This is a genomic window from Kribbella sp. NBC_01510 (genome assembly GCF_045040325.1).
In the GTDB taxonomy this organism is placed as follows: domain Bacteria; phylum Actinomycetota; class Actinomycetes; order Propionibacteriales; family Kribbellaceae; genus Kribbella.
The window spans coordinates 2,625,114-2,642,976 of sequence record NZ_CP109418.1; the positions used below are offsets into that span (position 1 = coordinate 2,625,114).

18 protein-coding genes are annotated in these 17,863 nt (G+C 68.7%); 7 read left to right on the forward strand and 11 right to left on the reverse strand.

Annotation, left to right across the window (positions count from 1 at the left end):
- Window positions 1-99 precede the first annotated feature (99 nt).
- Complete coding sequence (locus OG558_RS13090; protein ID WP_405070479.1) at window positions 100-444, reverse strand: tetratricopeptide repeat protein; 345 nt, start codon at window positions 442-444, stop codon at window positions 100-102.
- Between the two features lie 76 nt (window positions 445-520).
- Window positions 521-1,396 carry an aldo/keto reductase gene (locus OG558_RS13095; RefSeq protein ID WP_329483480.1) on the reverse strand — a complete coding sequence of 292 codons (876 nt, stop codon included), beginning with the start codon at window positions 1,394-1,396 and terminating at the stop codon, window positions 521-523.
- Between the two features lie 100 nt (window positions 1,397-1,496).
- On the opposite strand from OG558_RS13095, the gene OG558_RS13100 reads away from it, so the two are divergent.
- A complete protein-coding gene (locus tag OG558_RS13100) occupies window positions 1,497-1,979 on the forward strand; it encodes a GNAT family N-acetyltransferase (protein ID WP_405070480.1) in 483 nt (160 codons plus the stop codon).
- A 63-nt stretch (window positions 1,980-2,042) separates the two neighbouring features.
- On the opposite strand, the gene OG558_RS13105 is transcribed toward OG558_RS13100, so the two are convergent.
- The 9 genes from OG558_RS13105 to OG558_RS13145 all read right to left on the reverse strand — a co-directional run bounded on the left by OG558_RS13105 (window position 2,043) and on the right by OG558_RS13145 (window position 11,341).
- A complete protein-coding gene (locus OG558_RS13105; RefSeq protein WP_405070481.1) occupies window positions 2,043-2,591 on the reverse strand; it encodes a hypothetical protein in 549 nt (182 codons plus the stop codon).
- Between the two features lie 107 nt (window positions 2,592-2,698).
- Entirely contained in the window at window positions 2,699-3,421 is a 723-nt protein-coding gene (locus OG558_RS13110; protein WP_405070482.1) for a phosphotransferase, read from the reverse strand.
- Between the two features lie 9 nt (window positions 3,422-3,430).
- A complete protein-coding gene (locus OG558_RS13115) occupies window positions 3,431-4,873 on the reverse strand; it encodes a diguanylate cyclase domain-containing protein (RefSeq protein WP_405070483.1) in 1,443 nt (480 codons plus the stop codon).
- Window positions 4,874-4,942: 69 nt separating this feature from the next.
- A complete protein-coding gene (locus OG558_RS13120) occupies window positions 4,943-5,689 on the reverse strand; it encodes a sugar phosphate isomerase/epimerase family protein (protein WP_405070484.1) in 747 nt (248 codons plus the stop codon).
- A gap of 19 nt (window positions 5,690-5,708) precedes the next feature.
- The gene (locus tag OG558_RS13125) at window positions 5,709-6,524 is read right to left on the reverse strand and encodes a sugar phosphate isomerase/epimerase family protein (protein WP_405070485.1); all 816 of its coding nucleotides are present in this window, start codon (window positions 6,522-6,524) and stop codon (window positions 5,709-5,711) included.
- Window positions 6,521-7,702 (reverse strand): dihydrodipicolinate synthase family protein, encoded by a 1,182-nt coding sequence (locus tag OG558_RS13130; protein ID WP_405070486.1) that lies wholly within the window; start codon window positions 7,700-7,702, stop codon window positions 6,521-6,523. Before OG558_RS13130 ends, OG558_RS13125 begins: the two co-directional genes overlap by 4 nt.
- Complete coding sequence (locus OG558_RS13135) at window positions 7,699-8,862, reverse strand: Gfo/Idh/MocA family protein (protein ID WP_405070487.1); 1,164 nt, start codon at window positions 8,860-8,862, stop codon at window positions 7,699-7,701. The genes OG558_RS13130 and OG558_RS13135 overlap by 4 nt, the downstream gene beginning before the upstream one ends.
- A gap of 11 nt (window positions 8,863-8,873) precedes the next feature.
- On the reverse strand, window positions 8,874-9,608 hold the full coding sequence (locus tag OG558_RS13140) for a cupin domain-containing protein (RefSeq protein ID WP_405070488.1): 735 nt from the start codon (window positions 9,606-9,608) through the stop codon (window positions 8,874-8,876).
- Between the two features lie 305 nt (window positions 9,609-9,913).
- Window positions 9,914-11,341 carry an FGGY family carbohydrate kinase gene (locus tag OG558_RS13145; protein ID WP_405070489.1) on the reverse strand — a complete coding sequence of 476 codons (1,428 nt, stop codon included), beginning with the start codon at window positions 11,339-11,341 and terminating at the stop codon, window positions 9,914-9,916.
- 119 nt (window positions 11,342-11,460) lie between these two features.
- On the opposite strand from OG558_RS13145, the gene OG558_RS13150 reads away from it, so the two are divergent.
- The 6 genes from OG558_RS13150 (at window position 11,461) to OG558_RS13175 (ending at window position 17,807) form a co-directional block, all read left to right on the forward strand.
- Window positions 11,461-12,354: a nucleoside hydrolase gene (locus OG558_RS13150; protein ID WP_405070490.1), complete on the forward strand. Its 894-nt coding sequence runs from the start codon at window positions 11,461-11,463 to the stop codon at window positions 12,352-12,354.
- Complete coding sequence (locus tag OG558_RS13155; protein ID WP_405070491.1) at window positions 12,351-13,346, forward strand: sugar phosphate isomerase/epimerase family protein; 996 nt, start codon at window positions 12,351-12,353, stop codon at window positions 13,344-13,346. The genes OG558_RS13150 and OG558_RS13155 overlap by 4 nt, the downstream gene beginning before the upstream one ends.
- Complete coding sequence (locus OG558_RS13160) at window positions 13,343-14,242, forward strand: transketolase (RefSeq protein WP_405070492.1); 900 nt, start codon at window positions 13,343-13,345, stop codon at window positions 14,240-14,242. Before OG558_RS13155 ends, OG558_RS13160 begins: the two co-directional genes overlap by 4 nt.
- A gap of 118 nt (window positions 14,243-14,360) precedes the next feature.
- Complete coding sequence (locus tag OG558_RS13165; RefSeq protein WP_405070493.1) at window positions 14,361-15,320, forward strand: transketolase family protein; 960 nt, start codon at window positions 14,361-14,363, stop codon at window positions 15,318-15,320.
- Window positions 15,321-15,492: 172 nt separating this feature from the next.
- Complete coding sequence (locus OG558_RS13170; protein ID WP_329483496.1) at window positions 15,493-16,467, forward strand: sugar-binding transcriptional regulator; 975 nt, start codon at window positions 15,493-15,495, stop codon at window positions 16,465-16,467.
- Window positions 16,467-17,807, forward strand: coding sequence for a threonine/serine exporter ThrE family protein (locus tag OG558_RS13175; RefSeq protein WP_405070494.1), 1,341 nt, complete (start codon window positions 16,467-16,469; stop codon window positions 17,805-17,807). The genes OG558_RS13170 and OG558_RS13175 overlap by 1 nt, the downstream gene beginning before the upstream one ends.
- The last annotated feature ends 56 nt before the right edge of the window (window positions 17,808-17,863 follow it).

Here is a 17,863-nt window from a genome sequence, read left to right on the forward strand (position 1 = left end):
GCTGGGAGAACGCCAATCCCCCGCGAGTCATTCCATCCTGCCCGGTGAACGCCGACGGCCCGCGATCCACGGGGGATCGCGGGCCGTCGGCTGCGCCGGTCAGATTGTGTGCGGCTCGAGGAGCTCGTCGTCGCCGGTGAGGGCGGCGGCTATGCGGCGGTGCTTGGTGGCTTCGTCGCGGCGGGACTGGCGTTCGAGGGTGCGGGCGAGCATGAGGTGGGCGTAGTACTCGGTGGGCTCGCGTTCGACGACCTCGAGAAGGTGCTCTTCGGCGGGCTTGAGGAGGGCCGCGTGGTAGTAGGCGCGGGCCAGCAGCAGCCGGGTGCCGACGTCGTCGGGGGTTTCGTCGACGACCGGGCGGAGGGCGCGGATGGCGCCGCGGTAGTCCCGGTCCTCGAAGTATTGCCGGCCAAGGCCGTAGCTCAATGCGCGCATGTCTTCCATGGCGGGCCTCCTGTCATCTCGGGAACGTGACAGGAACACCACGCGGCGCGGAGCTATTCCGCGCCGCGGTCCGGCGTCAGGCGGCGTCGAGCGTGGCGACCTGGTCGGGGGTGAGCTCGAGGTCGATCGCGGCGTACGAGTCGCGGATGGTCTCCGGCCGGCTGGAGCCGGGGATCGGGATGACGTACGGCGACTTGGCCAGCATCCACGCGAGTGTCAGGCGCTGTGGGCTGACGCCGAGTTCGGCGGCGAGTTGGTGGAACGCGGGGTGCTTGGTGCCGAGGTTGCCCGCGTTGGAGATGCCGCCGAGCGGCGACCAGGGGAGGAATGCGATGCCGAGCTCGTCGCACAGGTCGAGCTCCGGCTCGCTGGAGCGGAACGCGGGAGAGAACTGGTTCTGCACCGAGACGAGGCGGCCGCCGAGGATCTCGTTGGCCTGCTTGATCTGGGCCGGGTTCGCGTTCGAGATGCCGGCCAGCCGGATCTTGCCCGCGTCGAGCAGGTCGCGGATCGCCCCGATCGAGTCCTCGTACGGCGTCTTCGGGTCGGGCCGGTGGAACTGGTACAGGCCGATCGCCTCGACACCCAGCCGCTTCAGGGACGCGTCGGCGGCCTCGAACAGGTGCTTCGGTGAGCCGTCCACAGTCCAGCTGCCGTCCCCGGGCCGGAGGTGGCCGCCCTTGGTGGCGACGAGCACGTGCGACGTGTCGCCGCCGTACGACGCCAGTGCCTGAGCGATCAGGGATTCGTTGTGACCGTCGTCGGTCGCGGTCAGGTGGTACGCGTCGGCGGTGTCGATCAGGGTGATCCCGGCGTCGAGCGCGGCGTGGATGGTCGCGATCGACCGCTCCTCGTCGGGCCGGCCCTCGATCGACATCGGCATCCCGCCGAGCCCGATCGCGGACACCTCGACGTCACCGATCCGGCGGGTCTTCTTCGTGTCAGCTGCCATGACTCCAACCTCGCGCGCGACGGGCGCCGATTCAAACAGGAATATCCGCACAAACTCAGCACTCCCGGTACTGAATCGGTGTCGAGGGCAGGATGTTCCCATGCAGATTGACGAGCGGGTACGGCGAGCCCGGCGAGAGGACGTCCCGGCGATCGTGGAACTGGTCTACGGACTCGCCTACTACGAGCGAGCCCCGGACGAATGCCACTTGACCGCGGCGCAGTTGGAGACCGCCCTGTTCGCGGATGCCCCCGCGGTCTTCTGCCACGTCGCCGAACACGAGGGGGAGGTGGCCGGCTGCGCACTCTGGTTCCTCAGCTTCTCCACGTGGCGCGGCGTCCACGGCATCTACCTCGAAGACCTTTTCGTCCGCCCCGAGACCCGCGGCACCGGCCTCGGCAAGGCCCTGCTCACCGCCCTCGCCCAGGAATGCGTCACCAACGGCTACGAACGCCTCGAATGGTCCGTCCTCAACTGGAACACCCCCGCCATCGACTTCTACAAGTCCCTGGGCGCCGGCCCCCAAGACGAATGGATGGTCTACCGTCTAACCGACGCCGCCCTCGCCCAACTGGGTTCGTAACCCCGGAAACGCCCGCCGCAGTTCGCTGATCAGTTGCCCGCCGTCTGCGAAGAGGCGCCGGTCCTACTCGAGGCGCGCGCGTTCGCGTTTGATCTCCGCGAGTTGCGCCGGGGTCGGCTGTTGCCGCGCGTATTTGTGCCAGTACGCCGCCTGCTTGCCGGTCTGCCTGATCACGCGGTCAGGCGCAGGTGGTGCCGGCCAGAACTGCAGGAGGTAGCGGTCGATCAGCGTCTCGTCGTCCATCGGCGGTCCGGCCTGATGTCCGGAATCCATTCCCCAGCCGGAATACCGCACGCGGTAGCTCACCTGCTCCAGGTCCAGCGGCCAGCGCCCCTCACCGCCCCAACCCTTCAGCGCCGCCGCACCCAACGGCCGGTACGACGCCTCGACAACCTCGTCCGCGCTGTACTCGACCGACGGCATCTTGTCGTGCACCTCGACCACGAACCCGACCTTGCCAGTGTGCAGCCCGGTGATCAGGAACAACTTCCCCTCGACCGCCGCCCCGCACAACCCGTTCCGCTGCCCGGCGAAACACTCGCCGAGGTCGGCGTAGTTCTCCGAGCTCTCCACATAGATCTGCGCGTAGGCGACCCATGCAGGCCCACTCATCACCGTCCGCATCAGACCACGCCGCCGAGACCGAGTTTCCGTAGCACTGTGGATCCCCCCCACGTTGATGATCAGCCCCTATTTGAAGCACACGCGGAGGCGGCGGTTCAAGACTGGCCGGTTGCAGCTTCCTGCAATTCGTCGGCGTGAGCTTCGACCCAGGTGCGCGTCCGACGGATGTCGTTCGGTATGTCGAGGTCGCGGAGGTGCCGCATGGCCTGGTCACCGGCCGCAGCCTGGGCGTCGATGCCGTCGGCGGCGCGGGACTGCCACCACAGCACCGTGGGGACAAGTGCGGTGAGATCGGCCGGACCGTAGCCGGCCAGTAGCGCCTTCCAGTGCGGGACAGCCCGGTCGAGGCTCACGAGGTCGGCGTACTGCCAGCAGATGAAGGCGACGTCGTGGATGCGGGCACCCGGGGCGGCGATGTCCCAGTCGATGAAGGCGATGGCGCGCGTCCCGTCGTCGGTGTAGACGGTGTTCTTCGGCGAGAGGTCGTTGTGGCAGACCACCTCCTGGTCGCCGGCGAGCGCCGTACCCGCGGTGAGGTCGTGGAACTCGCGGACCAAGCGGCCCACCGAGTGCAATGCATCAGTGGACATGACGGCGGGCTGCCACGGCCGCTCCCACGCGACGTACCCGTCGACGAAGCTCAGCCGCTCCCGACCGTCCGCATCCACACCGAGAAACCGCGGCGCGCCACCCCACCCCGCCAGCAACCGCAGCAGATCATGCACGAAACCGGCCCGCTCACCGGGCTTCCGCAGTACGGCGTCTCCTTGCCGCACCACCACGTTCACGAACCCGCCACGCAACTCCACCTCGTCCATCCGAGCAGCCTACGAGCGGCGGTGCTTCGCGGCGTACATGGCCTGGTCGGCCTCGTGGAGGAGGGTGTCGAGGTCGCTCGCGTCCGGCGTGATCGGGACGGTGCCGATGCTCGTCGTGACCTCGACCGCGATGTTCGGCAGCGGTCGGCTCACCGCGGACTCGAGGCGGGAGATCAACGTCGTCAGGTCCTCACCGGCGATGTCCTCGGCGAGTACGGCGAACTCGTCGCCACCGAGACGGGCCACGGTGTCGCCGTGGCGGACCGCGGTGGACAGCCGGGCGGCGATCTCGCGCAGGGCATGGTCGCCGGCCTCGTGTCCGTAGCTGTCGTTCACGAGCTTGAAGTGGTTCAGGTCGCAGAACAGCAAGGCGCCGGGCCGGCCGGACGCTCGGGTCCGCTCGAGGACCGAGGTGAAGCGATGCTGGAGCAGCCGCCGGTTCGGCAGGCCGGTGAGCGGGTCGTGGGCGGCGTGGTGGCGCAGTTCGCGTTCGGCGTCCTTGCGGGCAGTCACGTCGTCGATCTGGATCAGCAGGATCTGCGGCTGGCTGGTGCCCTGTTCGACGATCGCCGCCGTACCGCCGAGCCAGATCTCGTTCCCGCTGGGCTGCGAGAAGAGCCGCTCGAACCGGTACGGCGCGTTGCCAGCAGCAACCTCGTCGAATTCGCGCCGGGACTGCCCGGGCTCCTCGTCGCGGAGGAAGTCCGGCAGGCGGGCGCCGAGCAGTTTATCGACGTCGTACCCGGTGATCCGGCAGAAGGCGTCGTTCACCCGCAGCACCCGGCCGGCGTCGGGCCCGTCGAAGGCGATCGTCGCCATCCCGTTCCCAGCGCCCTCGAAGACCATCCGGAACGTGGTCTCACTCGCCTCCAGCCGTGCCTTCTCGGCCCGCAGCTGATCGGTCAGCCGGGCCTTGTCGATCGCCAGGCCGGCCTGGGTGGCGAAGATCTCCAGCAGTTCCCGGTGGATCGGCCCGGGCCGGCGCTGGTCCTCGGGCAGATCGACCGAGAGCATCCCGACCAGCTCACCGCTCGGTGAGTACAGCGGCGCGAACAGTGCGTCCAGCGGATGCCAGGCGGCCGGATCGTCGGACACCGGTACGTCGGGCACCCAGCCGGTCACCTCGCCCTCGGGCAGCCGCTCGTGCGGCACGAAGCGCAGGCCGCCCCACTCGTCCGCGATGGCGAAGTCGGCGTCGAAGATGTCCGCCGCGCTCACCCGGCCGAGCAGGGCCTCCCGCGCCTCCGGCGACCCGGCGACCGCGAACACCTCGAACTTCCCGTCGGCATGCCGCAGATTCAGTACGGCGATGCCGAAGCCGAGCCCGTCGACGACCCCGTCGACCACCGCCTGCAGGGTCTCGGCCAGGCTGCGCCCCGCACCCATCCGCGCGCTCACCTCGTAGAGGCGGCGGACAGCCGTCAGCCGGACCGATGGGTCGTCGTTGGGCACGGGTCGAGAATAGGCCGATCTCACCCGCCGTGAGCAGTTGTAATCACCTTTGATCCGGTTAAGCGCTTGTCAGTACCGGATTTCGGTCAGCCCGCGGTAGCTCCGTTCGGCCGACTGCCAGGCGTCGGCCGGCTTGTCGTGCTCGACCAGCCACTGCTCGACCCCACCCTCGGTCGCGTAGGCGAACATGCCCGCGAAGTCGAGCTTGCCCGCACCGACGTCCTCCCAGGAACCGTCCGCGGCCATGTCCTTGACGTGCAGCGCCGGGAACCGCCCGGGGTGCTCCTGGAAGTACTTTGCCGGGTCGTGGCCACCGTCAACCACCCAGTACAGATCCAGCTCGAAGCCCAGAAGTTCCGGGTTCACGTCGAGCAGGATGTCGTACAGAACCTGTCCGTCCACCGCATCGAAGTCGTGCCCGTGGTTGTGGAACAGCAGCTTCAGGCCGGCATCCCGCGCGGCCTTGCCGGCCTCGGTGAACGCGGCCGCCGCCGTCTTGAACCCCTCCACGGAGTGCAACTCGGAAGGAATCGACGGTACGACGATCCACTGCGCGCCCAACGTCTGTACGTCGGCCAGCGCACCGGCCCAGTTGTCCGTCATCCGGGGGTACCCGACGTGCTCGAGCACGATCGACAGCCCGGCGTCGTCGGCGAAGGAGCGGATCTCCTCGGCGCTGTGGTCGAACCGCCCACTCACCCCCACCGTGCGATACCCGATCCCGGCGAGCCGCTTCAGCGTCCCCGGATAGTCCTCGGCCAACACCTCCCGCATGGTGTAGAGGTGCATTCCGATGCCGTCGGCGGGGATACTCATACAGGCAGCTCCTCAGCTACTAGATGACGTGTTCCTGATAGCGTGCCAGCGCCAGGTCGAAGACCTCTTGTCCCGGCGCGTCCCACAGCTCCTGGTTGAAGATCTCCACTTCGATCGGTCCGTCGTACCCGGCCGCGTCACAGGCCTCGCGCAGCCGGCGCAGCTCGATCGAACCGTCGCCCATCATGCCGCGCCCGAGCAGCGTGTCCGCCGGCAACGGAACCACCCAGTCGCTCACCTGGTAGGACAGAATCCGCTCGCCGGCCCGCTCGATCTGCCGATAGACGTCGGCGTCCCACCACAGGTGATACGCGTCCACGATCACACCCACCTGCGACGCCGGGAACTGCTCGGCCAGCTCGAGCGCGCCACCCAGCGACGAGACCACGCACCGATCCGAGCAGAACATCGGATGCAATGCCTCGACCGCCAGCTTCACCCCACGCTCTGCCGCGTACGGCGCCAGCTCGGCCAGCCCATCGCGGACCATCGAACGAGCCCCATCGAGATCACGCGAGCCTGGCGGCAGACCACCGCTGACGAGCACGAGCACGGACGTACCCAGCGTCGCGGCCTCGTCGATCGCGCGCCGGTTGTCCTCGATCTTCGCCTTCCGCTCGGCCGGATCGGTCGACGTGAAGAATCCACTCCGGCACAGCGACGAGACCTTCAGGCCCGCGTCCGTGACGAGCCGCGCTGCCTTGTCGACGCCGTACTCCTGGATCGGCTCGCGCCACAGGCCGATCCACGACAGCTCGGCCTTGGCGCTGGCCGCGACCACGTCCTCGAGCGGCCAGTACTTCGTCGTCGCCTGGTTCAGGCTGTATCGGTTCACGCGTCGACTCCACCCACACGCAGCAGTTGCCCGAACCGCTCGACGGCAAGCTCCGGATCCGTGAGTACGCCGGCTTGATCGGCAAGGCGGAAGGTGTCAGCCAGATGCGGGAGCGACCGCCCGGTCTGCAGGCCACCCACCATCGAGAATCCGGGTTGGTGCCCGTTCAGCCAAGCCAGGAAGGCGATTCCGGTCTTGTAGTAGTACGTCGGTGCCGAGAAGATCTGGCGGGCCAATGGGACCGTCGGCGCGAAGACGCGGTCGTAGGTGTCCAGATCGCCGTCGTCCAGCGCCTTCAGGGCCGCCGCGGCCGCCGGAGCGATCGCGGCGAAGATGCCAAGCAGGGCGTCGCTGTAGCGGTTCTCGTCGCCCTTGATCAGCGAGGGGTAGTTGAAGTCGTCGCCGGTGTAGAGCCGAACGCCCTCCGGCAGACGGTTGCGCAGGGCAACCTCTCGGGAAGCGTCCAGCAGGGACACCTTGATGCCGTCGACCTTTGTCGCGTTGTCGACAATCAGATCGACCACGACGTCGGCCGCGGTGTCGAGCGAGTCGCTGCCCCAGTAGCCGTCCAGCGCCGGGTCGAACATCGGGCCCAGCCAGTGCAGAATCACCGGCCTGCTCGATTGGCCGAGCAGGTTGTCGTAGACCTTGCGGTAGTCGTCCGGTGAGGTCGCCGCGGCGCACAACGCCCTGCTGGCCATCAAGATCGGCTGAGCCCCGACCTCCTCGGCAAGCGCAAGCTGCTGCTCGTACGCCGCGGTCACCGCGTCCAAGGAGTGGTCGCCGCGCGAGCCGGCAGCGGGTCGAGGCGCGGTGGTGAGCTGGTCTGTGCCAACTCCCACAGCGATCCGGCCGTCGGGCGCCTCGGCGGCGGATCGCCGGATCAGCTCCTCCGTCGCCGCCCAGTCCAGGCCCATCCCGCGTTGCGCGGTGTCCATCGCCTCCGCCACGGACAGCCCGAGTGACCACAGGTGCCGCCGGAATCCCAGCGTGTGCTCCCAGTCGATCACCGCGGGCTGTCCGGGCGAGTTGTCGCCCAAGGGGTCGGCGACAACGTGTGCGGCGGCGAAGGCCAGCCGGCTCGCCGCCGGCGTATAGGTGCCCTGGGCAACCGGCTCGCCGGCCAGCCGGTACTCTTCCAGCCCGCCGTCGAGCGGCAGGCGCAGTTCCAGCGTCACGGCCGGCCCTCGAGGTCGAGCGGCGGGACCTCGAGCTTGCGGCCCTCCCGCCACGACTGCAGGCCGAGCTCGGCGAGCTGCACGCCCTTGGCGGCCTCGACGAAGTCCCAGGTGAACGGCGCGTCCTCGACCACGTGCCGCAGGAACATCTCCCACTGCACCTTGAAGCCGTTGTCGAACACCTCGTTGTCCGGCACCGTCGCCCACTGGTCGCGGAACATCTCGGTGGCCGGCAGGTCCGGGTTCCAGACCGGCTTCGGCGTCGCGGACCGGTGCTGAGCCCGGCAGTTGCGCAGGCCCGCGACCGCGGAACCCTCGGTGCCGTCGACCTGGAACTCGACCAGCTCGTCACGGAACACCCGGGTCGCCCACGAGGAGTTCAGCTGCGCGACGATGCCGCCCTCCAGCTCGAACACGCCGTACGCCGCATCGTCCGCGGTGGCGGTGTACTCGTTGCCCTGCTCGTCGACCCGGGTCGGGATGTGGGTCGCGCCCTGGCAGTAGACCGACTTCACCGGGCCGAAGATGTTGTCGAGCACGTACCGCCAGTGGCAGAACATGTCGAGGACGATGCCGCCGCCCTCTTCCTGCTTGTAGTTCCAGGCCGGCCGCTGGGCTTCCTGCCAGTCACCCTCGAAGACCCAGTAGCCGAACTCGCCGCGGACCGAGAGGATCCGGCCGAAGAACCCGCCGTCGACCAGCCGCTTCAGCTTCCGCAGGCCGGGCAGCGACAGCTTGTCCTGGACGATGCCGTTCTTCAGGCCGGAGTCGCGGACCAGCCGGGCAAGGTCGATCGCGGCCTCCAGGCTCTCGGCGATCGGCTTCTCGCAGTAGATCGCCTTGCCGGCCTCGACCGCGGCGCGGACGCCCTTCTCGCGCAGTTGGGTGAGCTGGGAGTCGAAGTAGATCTCGACGTCCGGCTCGGCCAGCGCCTCGGACAGGTCGGTGGTCCACCGGGTCAGGTCGTACTGCTCCGCGATCCGGCGCAGCTTCAGCTCGTTGCGGCCGACCAGGATCGGCTCGGGGATGATCATCGTGCCGTCGGCGGAGGGCAGGCCGCCCTGCTCGCGGATCGCCACGATGGAACGCTCGAGGTGCTGGCGCAGGCCCATCCGGCCGGTGACGCCGTTCATCACGATGCCGACGCGTCGCTCGTTCACAGTTCTGCCTCTCACGAAGTGATGTCGTAGATGTCGAGGCGACCGCACATGCCGTGCCGGCCGAGCTCGGTGGGGGCGGGGAGTTGATGGAGTTCAGCGGTCTGTAGGTGGGGCGCCGTACCGGCTTCCAGCGCGTCGAGCGCGGCGCCGGTCTCGTCGGCGAGGCGGCGGGCGCCCTGCTCCCAGCGCTTGCGCCAGTCCGCCAGTTGTGGCTGGACGATCCGGACCGCGGCCGCGTAGAAGTCGTCCAGGCCCGACGGGCCGTTGGCGTCGAAGGATTTACGCAGTACGGCGAACCCCTCGACCGCGAGGTCACGCCGGGCCATCGCGGACAGCGTCCGGACCTCACCCTCGCCGGTCAGCGTGGTCGCGTTCAGATAGGTCTCGCGGTCGGTGAGGTGCTCGGGCGGGAGCGTCAGTACGGCGTCGCCGGCCTCGGGGAGACCGGAGTTCGACATCAGGGCGAGAATCTTGAGACCGCCGCCGTTGATCAGCCGGTGGATCGTGCCGGGGTCGAACCAGACGACGGAGCCCACCTGCAGTGGGGTCTCGGTGAAGCCCTTCGGGTTGAGGGTCTGGACCGCACCGGAGCCGGCCATCACGTAGTACCCCTCGGAGCAGGCCAGGTGGACGTGCGGCGCACCGCCGACCAGGCCGTCCGGTGCCTCGATGTCGTACACCGTCAGCAACGAGATGCCGATGCCGCCGGGCAGTGCCGCGGCGGAACCTGGCGCGTATTCGCACATGCCGGCCTCCCTCCCAGCCCCGGAAAGCCCTTTCCAAGGCTTGTGACCGCAACCTTAGGTGGGCTGTCACGAGGAGTCAACCTGTAACGGAAAGCGATCTCCGACCACATCCGGTCAGCTACAAGGAGTTACTTCGGGATCTGAACCGACGGTGGCGAGGGGGAAGAAAGGGGGTCAAGTGGGAGGAGGGGTAGGTGGGGCACCACGTCCGCTCAGTTGCGGGAGCGGGGGGCCATCCTGCGCTTTCCGGAAAGAAACCGTCGCCAGGTGCCGGTTTGTTTCCGGAAAGGCGACCGACGCGCCGCTCAGGTGTGGACCGAGGCCACGGCGGCGGCCCACTGGGCGCGGGAAGTGGTGCGGGCCGGGGTGGCGAGGGTGGGTTCGAAGACGCGGTAGGTGCGGGTGCTGGACCAGGTGGTCGACTGGCCGAGAGTGGTCCAGGCGAGTTCGGCGGCGCCGAGGGTGGAGATCTCGGGGACGTCGGCGACCTCGACCGAGTATCCGAGGAGGTCGGCCTGGGTTTGCATCAGGAGGGCGGAGACGGTCGCGCCGCCGTCGGCCCGCAGGCGCCGGGGCGTGCCGTCCGTGGCCGGGATGGTTTCCGCGATGTCGCAGATCTGCTGTGCGACGGCGTCGGCGGCGGCGCGGGCGATGTGGGCGCGCGTGGTGGAGTTGCTCATCCCTGTCAGCGCGGCCCGGGCCTGCCGGTCCCAGTGCGGCGCTCCGAGACCGGCGAACGCCGGCACCAGAACGAGGCCGTCCGCACCAGGAACCGTCGCCGCCAGCTCCATCAACGCGCCGACATCCGGCAGACCGAGCATCGCGGCCGTCCAGGCGAGCGCCGCGCCGGAAGACACGATGTTCCCCTCTACTGCGTACAACGGCTGGTCGGTCAACCAGGCCAGCGTGCACCCACCCGGGATGAAGCCATCGACCGGAGTCATCACCGACGACCCGGTCCCGTACGTCGCCTTGATCATCCCGGCCCGCACGCACCCTTGTCCGTACATCGCCGCATGCGAGTCCGCGAGTACGACGACGATCGGGATCCCGTCGCGCAGCCCCGGAACCCCTGCCGTCGCGCCGAATCCGGCGTTCGACGCACGCACCTCCGGCAGCGCCGACCGCGGTACGCCGAATGCGTCCAGCAGCCCGTCCGACCAGTCGAGCTCGCGTACGTCGTACAGCAAGGTCCGTGACGCGTTGCCGGCGTCGGTCAGGTGCTCGCGGCAACCAGTCAGCCGATGGATCAACCAGGAGTCCACGGTGCCGACACGATCAGCACCCGTCTCCGTCAGCAACCAGTGAAGCTTCGGCGCGGAGAACATCGCATCCACTCGCAGCCCGGTGTGCGAACGCACCAGTTCAGCAGTGGATGGAGGCAAGGATGCACACCATGCGGCCGTGCGCACGTCTTGCCAGCCGATGACCGGGCCGACAGCCTCACCCTGGCGGCTCCACCCCACGATCGACTCGCGCTGGGTGGACAAGGCGATTCCGACGATCTCCACCCGCCCCGCGAGCACGCTGTGTTCCGCGGCGGCGAGGCAGGACGCGATCGCCCGCAAGACGCTCTTCCACAGGTCATCGGCGTCCTGCTCGACCCACCCCGGCCGCGGAGTGGAGAGGCCGACCGGCGCGGATCCGGTCGCCAGCACGCCGCCGTCCGCGCTCACCAGGACCGCCTTCGAGTTCGTGGTGCCCTGGTCGATCGCGAGTACCGCTCGCAGCATCGAACCCTCCGGATCTGACAACTTTCAACCGAGCTCTTGACGGGACTCTAGCCTCGTGACGACACTCGTCGCGATAAACTATGCACTACTGAATATCTATTCGCAGTAAGGGAGCCGCGGTGAAGCCGAGCAGACGGCGGGTGATCATCGATACCGACGCCAAGAACGAGGTGGACGATCAGTTCGCGATCGTGCATGGGCTGTTGTCGCCTACCCTCGACATCCGCGGCCTGATCGCGGCCCACTTCGGCACGCGGCGGTCGGACCGCAGTATGGCGGAGTCGCGGGAGGAGATCGATCACCTGCTGGACCTGCTGGACCTGACCGGTCAGGTCCCGGTCGCGAACGGCGCGCCGACCGGCATCGCGGACGAGCAGACCCCGCTGGACTCGCCCGGTGCGCGGCTGATCATCGAGGAGTCCAAGCTGGCGTCGAAGGACGATCCGCTGTTCGTGTCCTTCCTCGGTCCGCTGACCGACATGGCGTCGGCGATCCTGCTCGACCCCGAGATCGTGCACCGGGACGTGATCGTGATCTGGATCGGCGGGCGCGGGTACTACGGGCACACGTCGTACCCCGGGATCGAGTTCAACCTGTCGAACGACATCCACGCCGCGAACGTGGTGTTCGGCTCCGGCATCACCGTCTGGCAGGTGCCCAGCGACGTCTACACGAAGGTGTCGGTCGGATACGCCGAGCTGGACGAGAAGATCGGCGATGCCGGTCCGCTGGGCAAGTACCTGATCGAGCAACTGCACGAGTGGAACGCGACCTACCACGGCGAACCGATCGAGTCCCGGTCCCTTGGCGACTCGCCGGCGATCGCGCTGATGCTCTACCCGAGCAGCGGGAACCTGCGCGTCCGTCCGGCTCCGCGGTTCGGCGTCGACGGCTGGTACCTGCCCGGCACCAACAACCCGATCAGTGTGGTCGAACAGGTCGACGTCCGGTTCCTGCTCGAGGACATGTTCGCCAAGATCCGCCGCTTCGCCCACCAAAGGAGCACTTCATGACCGACCTGCCGGTCTTCGGCGCGGGTATCTGGCACTTCGCGACCTACAAGGACCGCTACGCCACCGACGGCTACGGGCCGCCGGTGGGGCTGCTCGAGCAGATCGACCGGGCCGGCGCCGTCGGCGACCTGTCCGTGGTCGACCTGAACTGGCCGTTCGCCGGGTACGACGGGACCCTCGACGACGTCAAGGACGCGCTGAAACGCAACAATCTCAAGGCGATCGCGATCACGCCCGAGATCTACACCCGCGACTTCGTCAAGGGCTCGCTCACCAACCCGGACCCCGCCGTCCGCGGGCAGGCGATGGAGCTGTTGCATCAGGCAACGGAGTTGGCGAAGGACCTGGGCTGCTCGTACGTGAAGCTGTGGCCCGGCCAGGACGGCTGGGACTACCCGTTCCAGGTCGACTACCACGACATCTGGAACCTGGCGCTGGACGGCCTGAAGGAGCTCGTCTCCGCGCACCCGGACATCAACTTCGTGATCGAGTACAAGCCGCGCGAGCCACGGGTGAAGATCATCTTCCCGAACGTCGCCCGCACGCTGCTCGGGATCGAGAAGATCGGCCTGCCCAACCTGGGCATCCTGCTCGACTTCGGCCATTCGCTCTACGGCCAGGAGACGCCCGCCGACGCGGCCCAGCTGGCGATCGACTACGGCCGGCTGTTCGCCATCGACGTGAACGACAACCTGCGCGGCTGGGACGACGACATGGTCGTCGGCTCGGTGCACCTGGTCGAGACGTTCGAGTTCTTCCACACCCTGCGGAAGAACAACTGGGAGGGCGTCTGGCAGCTGGACCAGTTCCCGTTCCGCGAGGACAGTGTCGAGGCCGCGAAGCAGGCGATCCGGTTTCTGAAGGCGGTGCATCACGCGCTCGACGTACTCGATGACGACGCTCTGGCCGCGGCGCAGGCTTCGCACGACGCGCTGGCCGCGCAGAAGCTGGTGCAGAAGGTGCTGCTGAGTTCGATGGCGGAGCTGGCATGACGCTGACGGTCGAACACACGACCATGCCCGTGCTCGGGCGGCTGCCGATCCACAGCAGCCGCGTCGAGCAGATCGCGCACCTCGCCGAGGCCGCGAAACAGATCCGGATCCAGGACCTCAAGCTGGTCCACCACGCGGGCGCCGGGCACATCGGCGGAGACTTCTCCGCCATCGACATCCTGACGACCCTGTACGGCGCGGTGCTCGACATCTCGCCCGAGACGGTCGCCGACCCGGAGCGCGACCGGTTCATCCTGAGCAAGGGACACGTCGCCGGAGCGCTCTACACCACGCTGGCGGCGTTCGGCTTCCTGCCGGTGAGCGAGCTGGTCACGTTCCTGAAGCCGTTGTCCGCCCTGAACGGTCACCCGAACCGGACCAAGGTCGCGGCGGTCGAGGCCAACACCGGCCCGCTCGGACATGGCCTGCCAGTCGCGGTCGGGCACGCCTTGTCGGCCAGGCTCGACATGTCGTTGCGCCGTACGTATGTGCTCGTCGGGGACGGCGAGCTGCAGGAGGGCAGCAACTGGGAGGCGATGATGGCGGCCTCGCAGTACCAGCTGGATCGGCTGACCGTGATCGTGGACCGGAACCGGCTGCAGCAAGGTGCGACCACCAAGGAGACCAACGACCTGGATCCGTTGCCGGAGAAGGCGACGGCGTTCGGGTTCGCGGTGGTGGAGGTGAACGGTCACGACCACGGCGAGCTGCTCGACGTGCTGTCCGCCGTACCGTTCCGGCCGGGCAAGCCGACGTTCGTGATCGCGCACACGCACAAGGGCCACCCGATCTCGTTCATGAGCGACAACGTCGCGTGGCACCACCGGGTGCCGGACGCGGCGGAGTTCGACCAGGCGCTGGCCGAGTTGGCGCGCCACGGCAGGCGGTCCGCATGACCCTGCTTTTGGCCGGGCCTTCGGCGCCGGCGTGGTCATGGGCCCTTGGCTCCCGGCCTTCCCTCGTCGCTGCAGTCGCTTCGCTCCCTACGCTCCTCAGTCCAGGCCGGGAGGCCCCATGACCGTCCTGCAAGTCTCTTCGATCGCGGACCAGCCGAGGTACGACTGCCGGGACGCGTACGTCGAGACCCTGGCCGAGCTCGCGCACGCGGACCACCGGATCGTCGGCGTGGTGAACGACTCGGTGGGCTCGAGCAAGCTGAACAGCTTCCGCAGGGCGTTCCCGGACCGGCTGATCAACGTCGGCATCGCCGAGCAGGACATGGTCGGGGTCGCCTCCGGGCTGGCCAACGGCGGCCGGATCCCGTTCGTCTCGGCCGCGTCGTGCTTCCTCACCGGGCGCGCGCTCGAGCAGATCAAGGCCGACGTCGCCTACTCGAACACCAACGTGAAGTTGTGCGGTATGAGCCCGGGCGTCGCGTACGGCGAACTCGGCCCGACGCACCACTCGATCGAGGACATCGCCTGGCTGCGGGCGATCTCCGGGTTGACGATCATCGTTCCGGCCGACCCGATCGAGACGGCGGCGGCGCTGCGCTGGGCGGCCGCCTCGGACGGGCCGGTGTTCATCCGGGTCAGCCGGATGAGCGTGCCGAAGGTCTACGCCGATGACTACGAGTTCCAGTTGGGCAAGGCGATCACGGTCCGGGACGGGAACGACGTGACGCTGATCAGCAACGGGACCGTGCTGTGGCGGGCGATCGCCGCGGCCGAACGGCTCGCCGAGGAGGGCATCTCGGCCCGGGTGCTGTCGATGCCGACGGTCAAGCCGCTCGACACCGGAGCCGTGGTCGCGGCCGCGCGGGAGACGGCCGGAATCGTCACCGCCGAGGAAGCGGTGTCCGGTGGCGGCCTTGGCGGTGCCGTTGCGGAGACCGTCGTACAGCAGCATCCGGCGCGGGTGTCGATCCTCGGGATCCCCGAGTTCGCGCCCACGGGGTCGGCCGGCTACCTGCTGGACCGGTACGGGCTGTCCGCCGAGGGGATCGCGGACGCCGCCCGCCGGCTCCTCCACTGACGCTCGCGTCCGAAGAAGTGTGGCCTATAGCCCACGCTTCTTCGGACGTTGGCAGGGTGTCAGACGCCGGCTCGGAATTTCACCGACCCCAGAGCACGTGTGGTCTTGCAGATTCGGTCTGAGTTTATCTGACCTATAGTCCAGATTCCTGATCGTTTGTTAGGGGGTCGAGGTGAACGCCAACCGCGCAGTGCGTCAGCCGGGGCTGGACGAGCTGCGGTTGCTGGCGAAGGTGGCCCGGATGTACCACGAGAAGGGCATCCGGCAGCCGCGCATCGCCGCCGAGCTGAACCTCTCCCAGGCCCGGGTGTCGCGGATGCTCAAGCAGGCCGTCGAGGTCGGCATCGTGCACACCGTGGTGACCATGCCGAGCGGCGTGCACAGCGACCTCGAGGACGAGCTGCAGGGCCGCTACGGACTGCGGGACGCGGTCGTCGTCGACACCGCGGGGAGCGGGGACGAGGTGCTGCCGGCGCTCGGCTCGGGCACGGCGGCGTACCTCGACATGACGCTGACCGGCGGACACGTGATCGGCATCTCGTCCTGGAGCGAGACGCTGATCAGCGCGGTGGACCGGATGCCGCGCAAGAGCGTGCCGGTGGTGGACAAGGTGGTCCAGATCGTCGGCGGGCTGGGCGACGCGGCGGTGCAGATGCAAGCCACCCGGCTGACCGCGCGGTTCGCCGAGCTGACCGGTGCGATGCCCGTCTACCTGCCCGCGCCGGGCCTGGTCGGGACGCCCGCGGTGCGGCGCGCGATGATGAACGACGTGTCCGTTCGGGACGTTCTGGGCACGTGGGGACAGCTCACCGACGCCCTGGTGGGAATCGGCAGCCTCGAGCCCTCGCCGCTGCTCCAGCGCAGTGGCAACGCGGTCGCCGAGGCCGACCAGGACGAGCTGCGCCGGCTCGGCGCGGTCGGGGACGTCTGTTTCCGGTTCTTCGACGAAGAGGGAAAGCACGTGCGCTCGACGTTCGACCAGCGAGTCATCGGGGTGACCGCGAAGGAGTTGCTCGCGGTGCCGCGCCGGATCGGGGTCGCAGGTGGCGAGCGGAAGTACTCCGCGATCCGCGCTGCGCTGCTCGGCGGGTGGGTCAACATCCTGATCACCGACCTGGCGATGGCCCACCGGCTGCTCGGCGAGTGATGGAGCTCGAGCAGCGGGAGGTCTACCGGACCATCGATCTGGCGTTGCGAGTGGGCGAGGTGCTGCTGTCCAGTGGCGCCGGTACGGCGGACGCGACCGCGACCATGCTCGGGGTCACCGCGGCCGGTGGGCTGCGCGGGTGCGAGGTCGACATCACCTTCACCTCGATGACGATCTCGTACCAGGCCGCGCCGGACGTCGCGCCCGAGACGCACGTCCGTCTGGTTCGCTATCGGTCCCAGGACTTCTCCCGGCTGACCGACGTCGATCAGTTGGTACGGCGGTTCGCCCGCGGCGACGTGACCCGGGACGAGGCGAGCCGTGAGCTGGCCCGGCTGACCTCGGCGGGTCCGCCGTACTCGCGCTGGAGTGCCGTCCTGGCCTGGGGTGTGATGGCGGGTGGCGCCACGCTCCTGCTGGGTGGTGGCTGGCTGATCACGCTGGTGGCGGTCGTCACGGCGATCGTGATCGACCTGAACAACCGGTGGTTCAACCGGCAGCGGCTGCCCGCGTTCTACCAGCAGGTGGCCGGCGCCTTCGTCGCGACCGCGGTCGCCCTGATCCTGTACGCCGTCCACGCGCCGGTGAAACCGTCCCTGGTCGTTGCCGCAGGCATCATCATGCTGCTCGCCGGGATCGCGCTGACCGGTGCGGTCCAGGACGCGATCACCGGGTACTACGTGACCGCGGCGGCGCGCAGTCTCGAGGCGATGCTGCTGACCGGCGGGATCATCGCCGGAGTGTCGCTCGGTCTCGCGATCGGGCTCAAGTTCGGCCTGAGCGTCGGGATCGAGGCGCAGACGATCCAGCTGGCGAACCTGCCGATCATGGTCGGTGCGGGCGCGCTGATGGCGGTCGCCTTCGCCTACGCGTCGTACGCGCCGCTCCGAGCGCTGCTGCCGGCCGCAATGATGGGCGCTCTGGGGTCGCTGGTGTTCACGCTAATGACGCGAGCCTCGTTCGGTCCGGCGTGGTCGACCGCGGCGGCGGCCTTCGCCGTGGGTCTCGGAGGCTATTCGCTCGGCCGGCGGTCGGGAGTACCGCCGCTGGTCCTGGTGGTGTCGGGCTCGATCCCGTTGCTGCCGGGACTGACCATCTACAAGGGGTTGTACGAGCTGATGGGCCTCGGCAACCTGCTCGGCATCTTCAGCCTGGTGACGGCCATCGCCATCGGCGTCGCGCTCGCGTCCGGCGTCATCCTCGGCGAGTACGTCGCGCAGCCGATCCGTCGCGAGGCCCGGCGCCTCGAGGATCGCCTCGCCGGGCCTCGCCTGGTCGGACCACGCCGCCCGGTACGTCGTCGTGCCGGCCGCCCGCGCCGCCGGCGGAGGGTCGAGTGACCTCTGCCCCGGGCAGCCGTTAGAGTTACCGACTGGAAACATCGGCTGATCGCCGG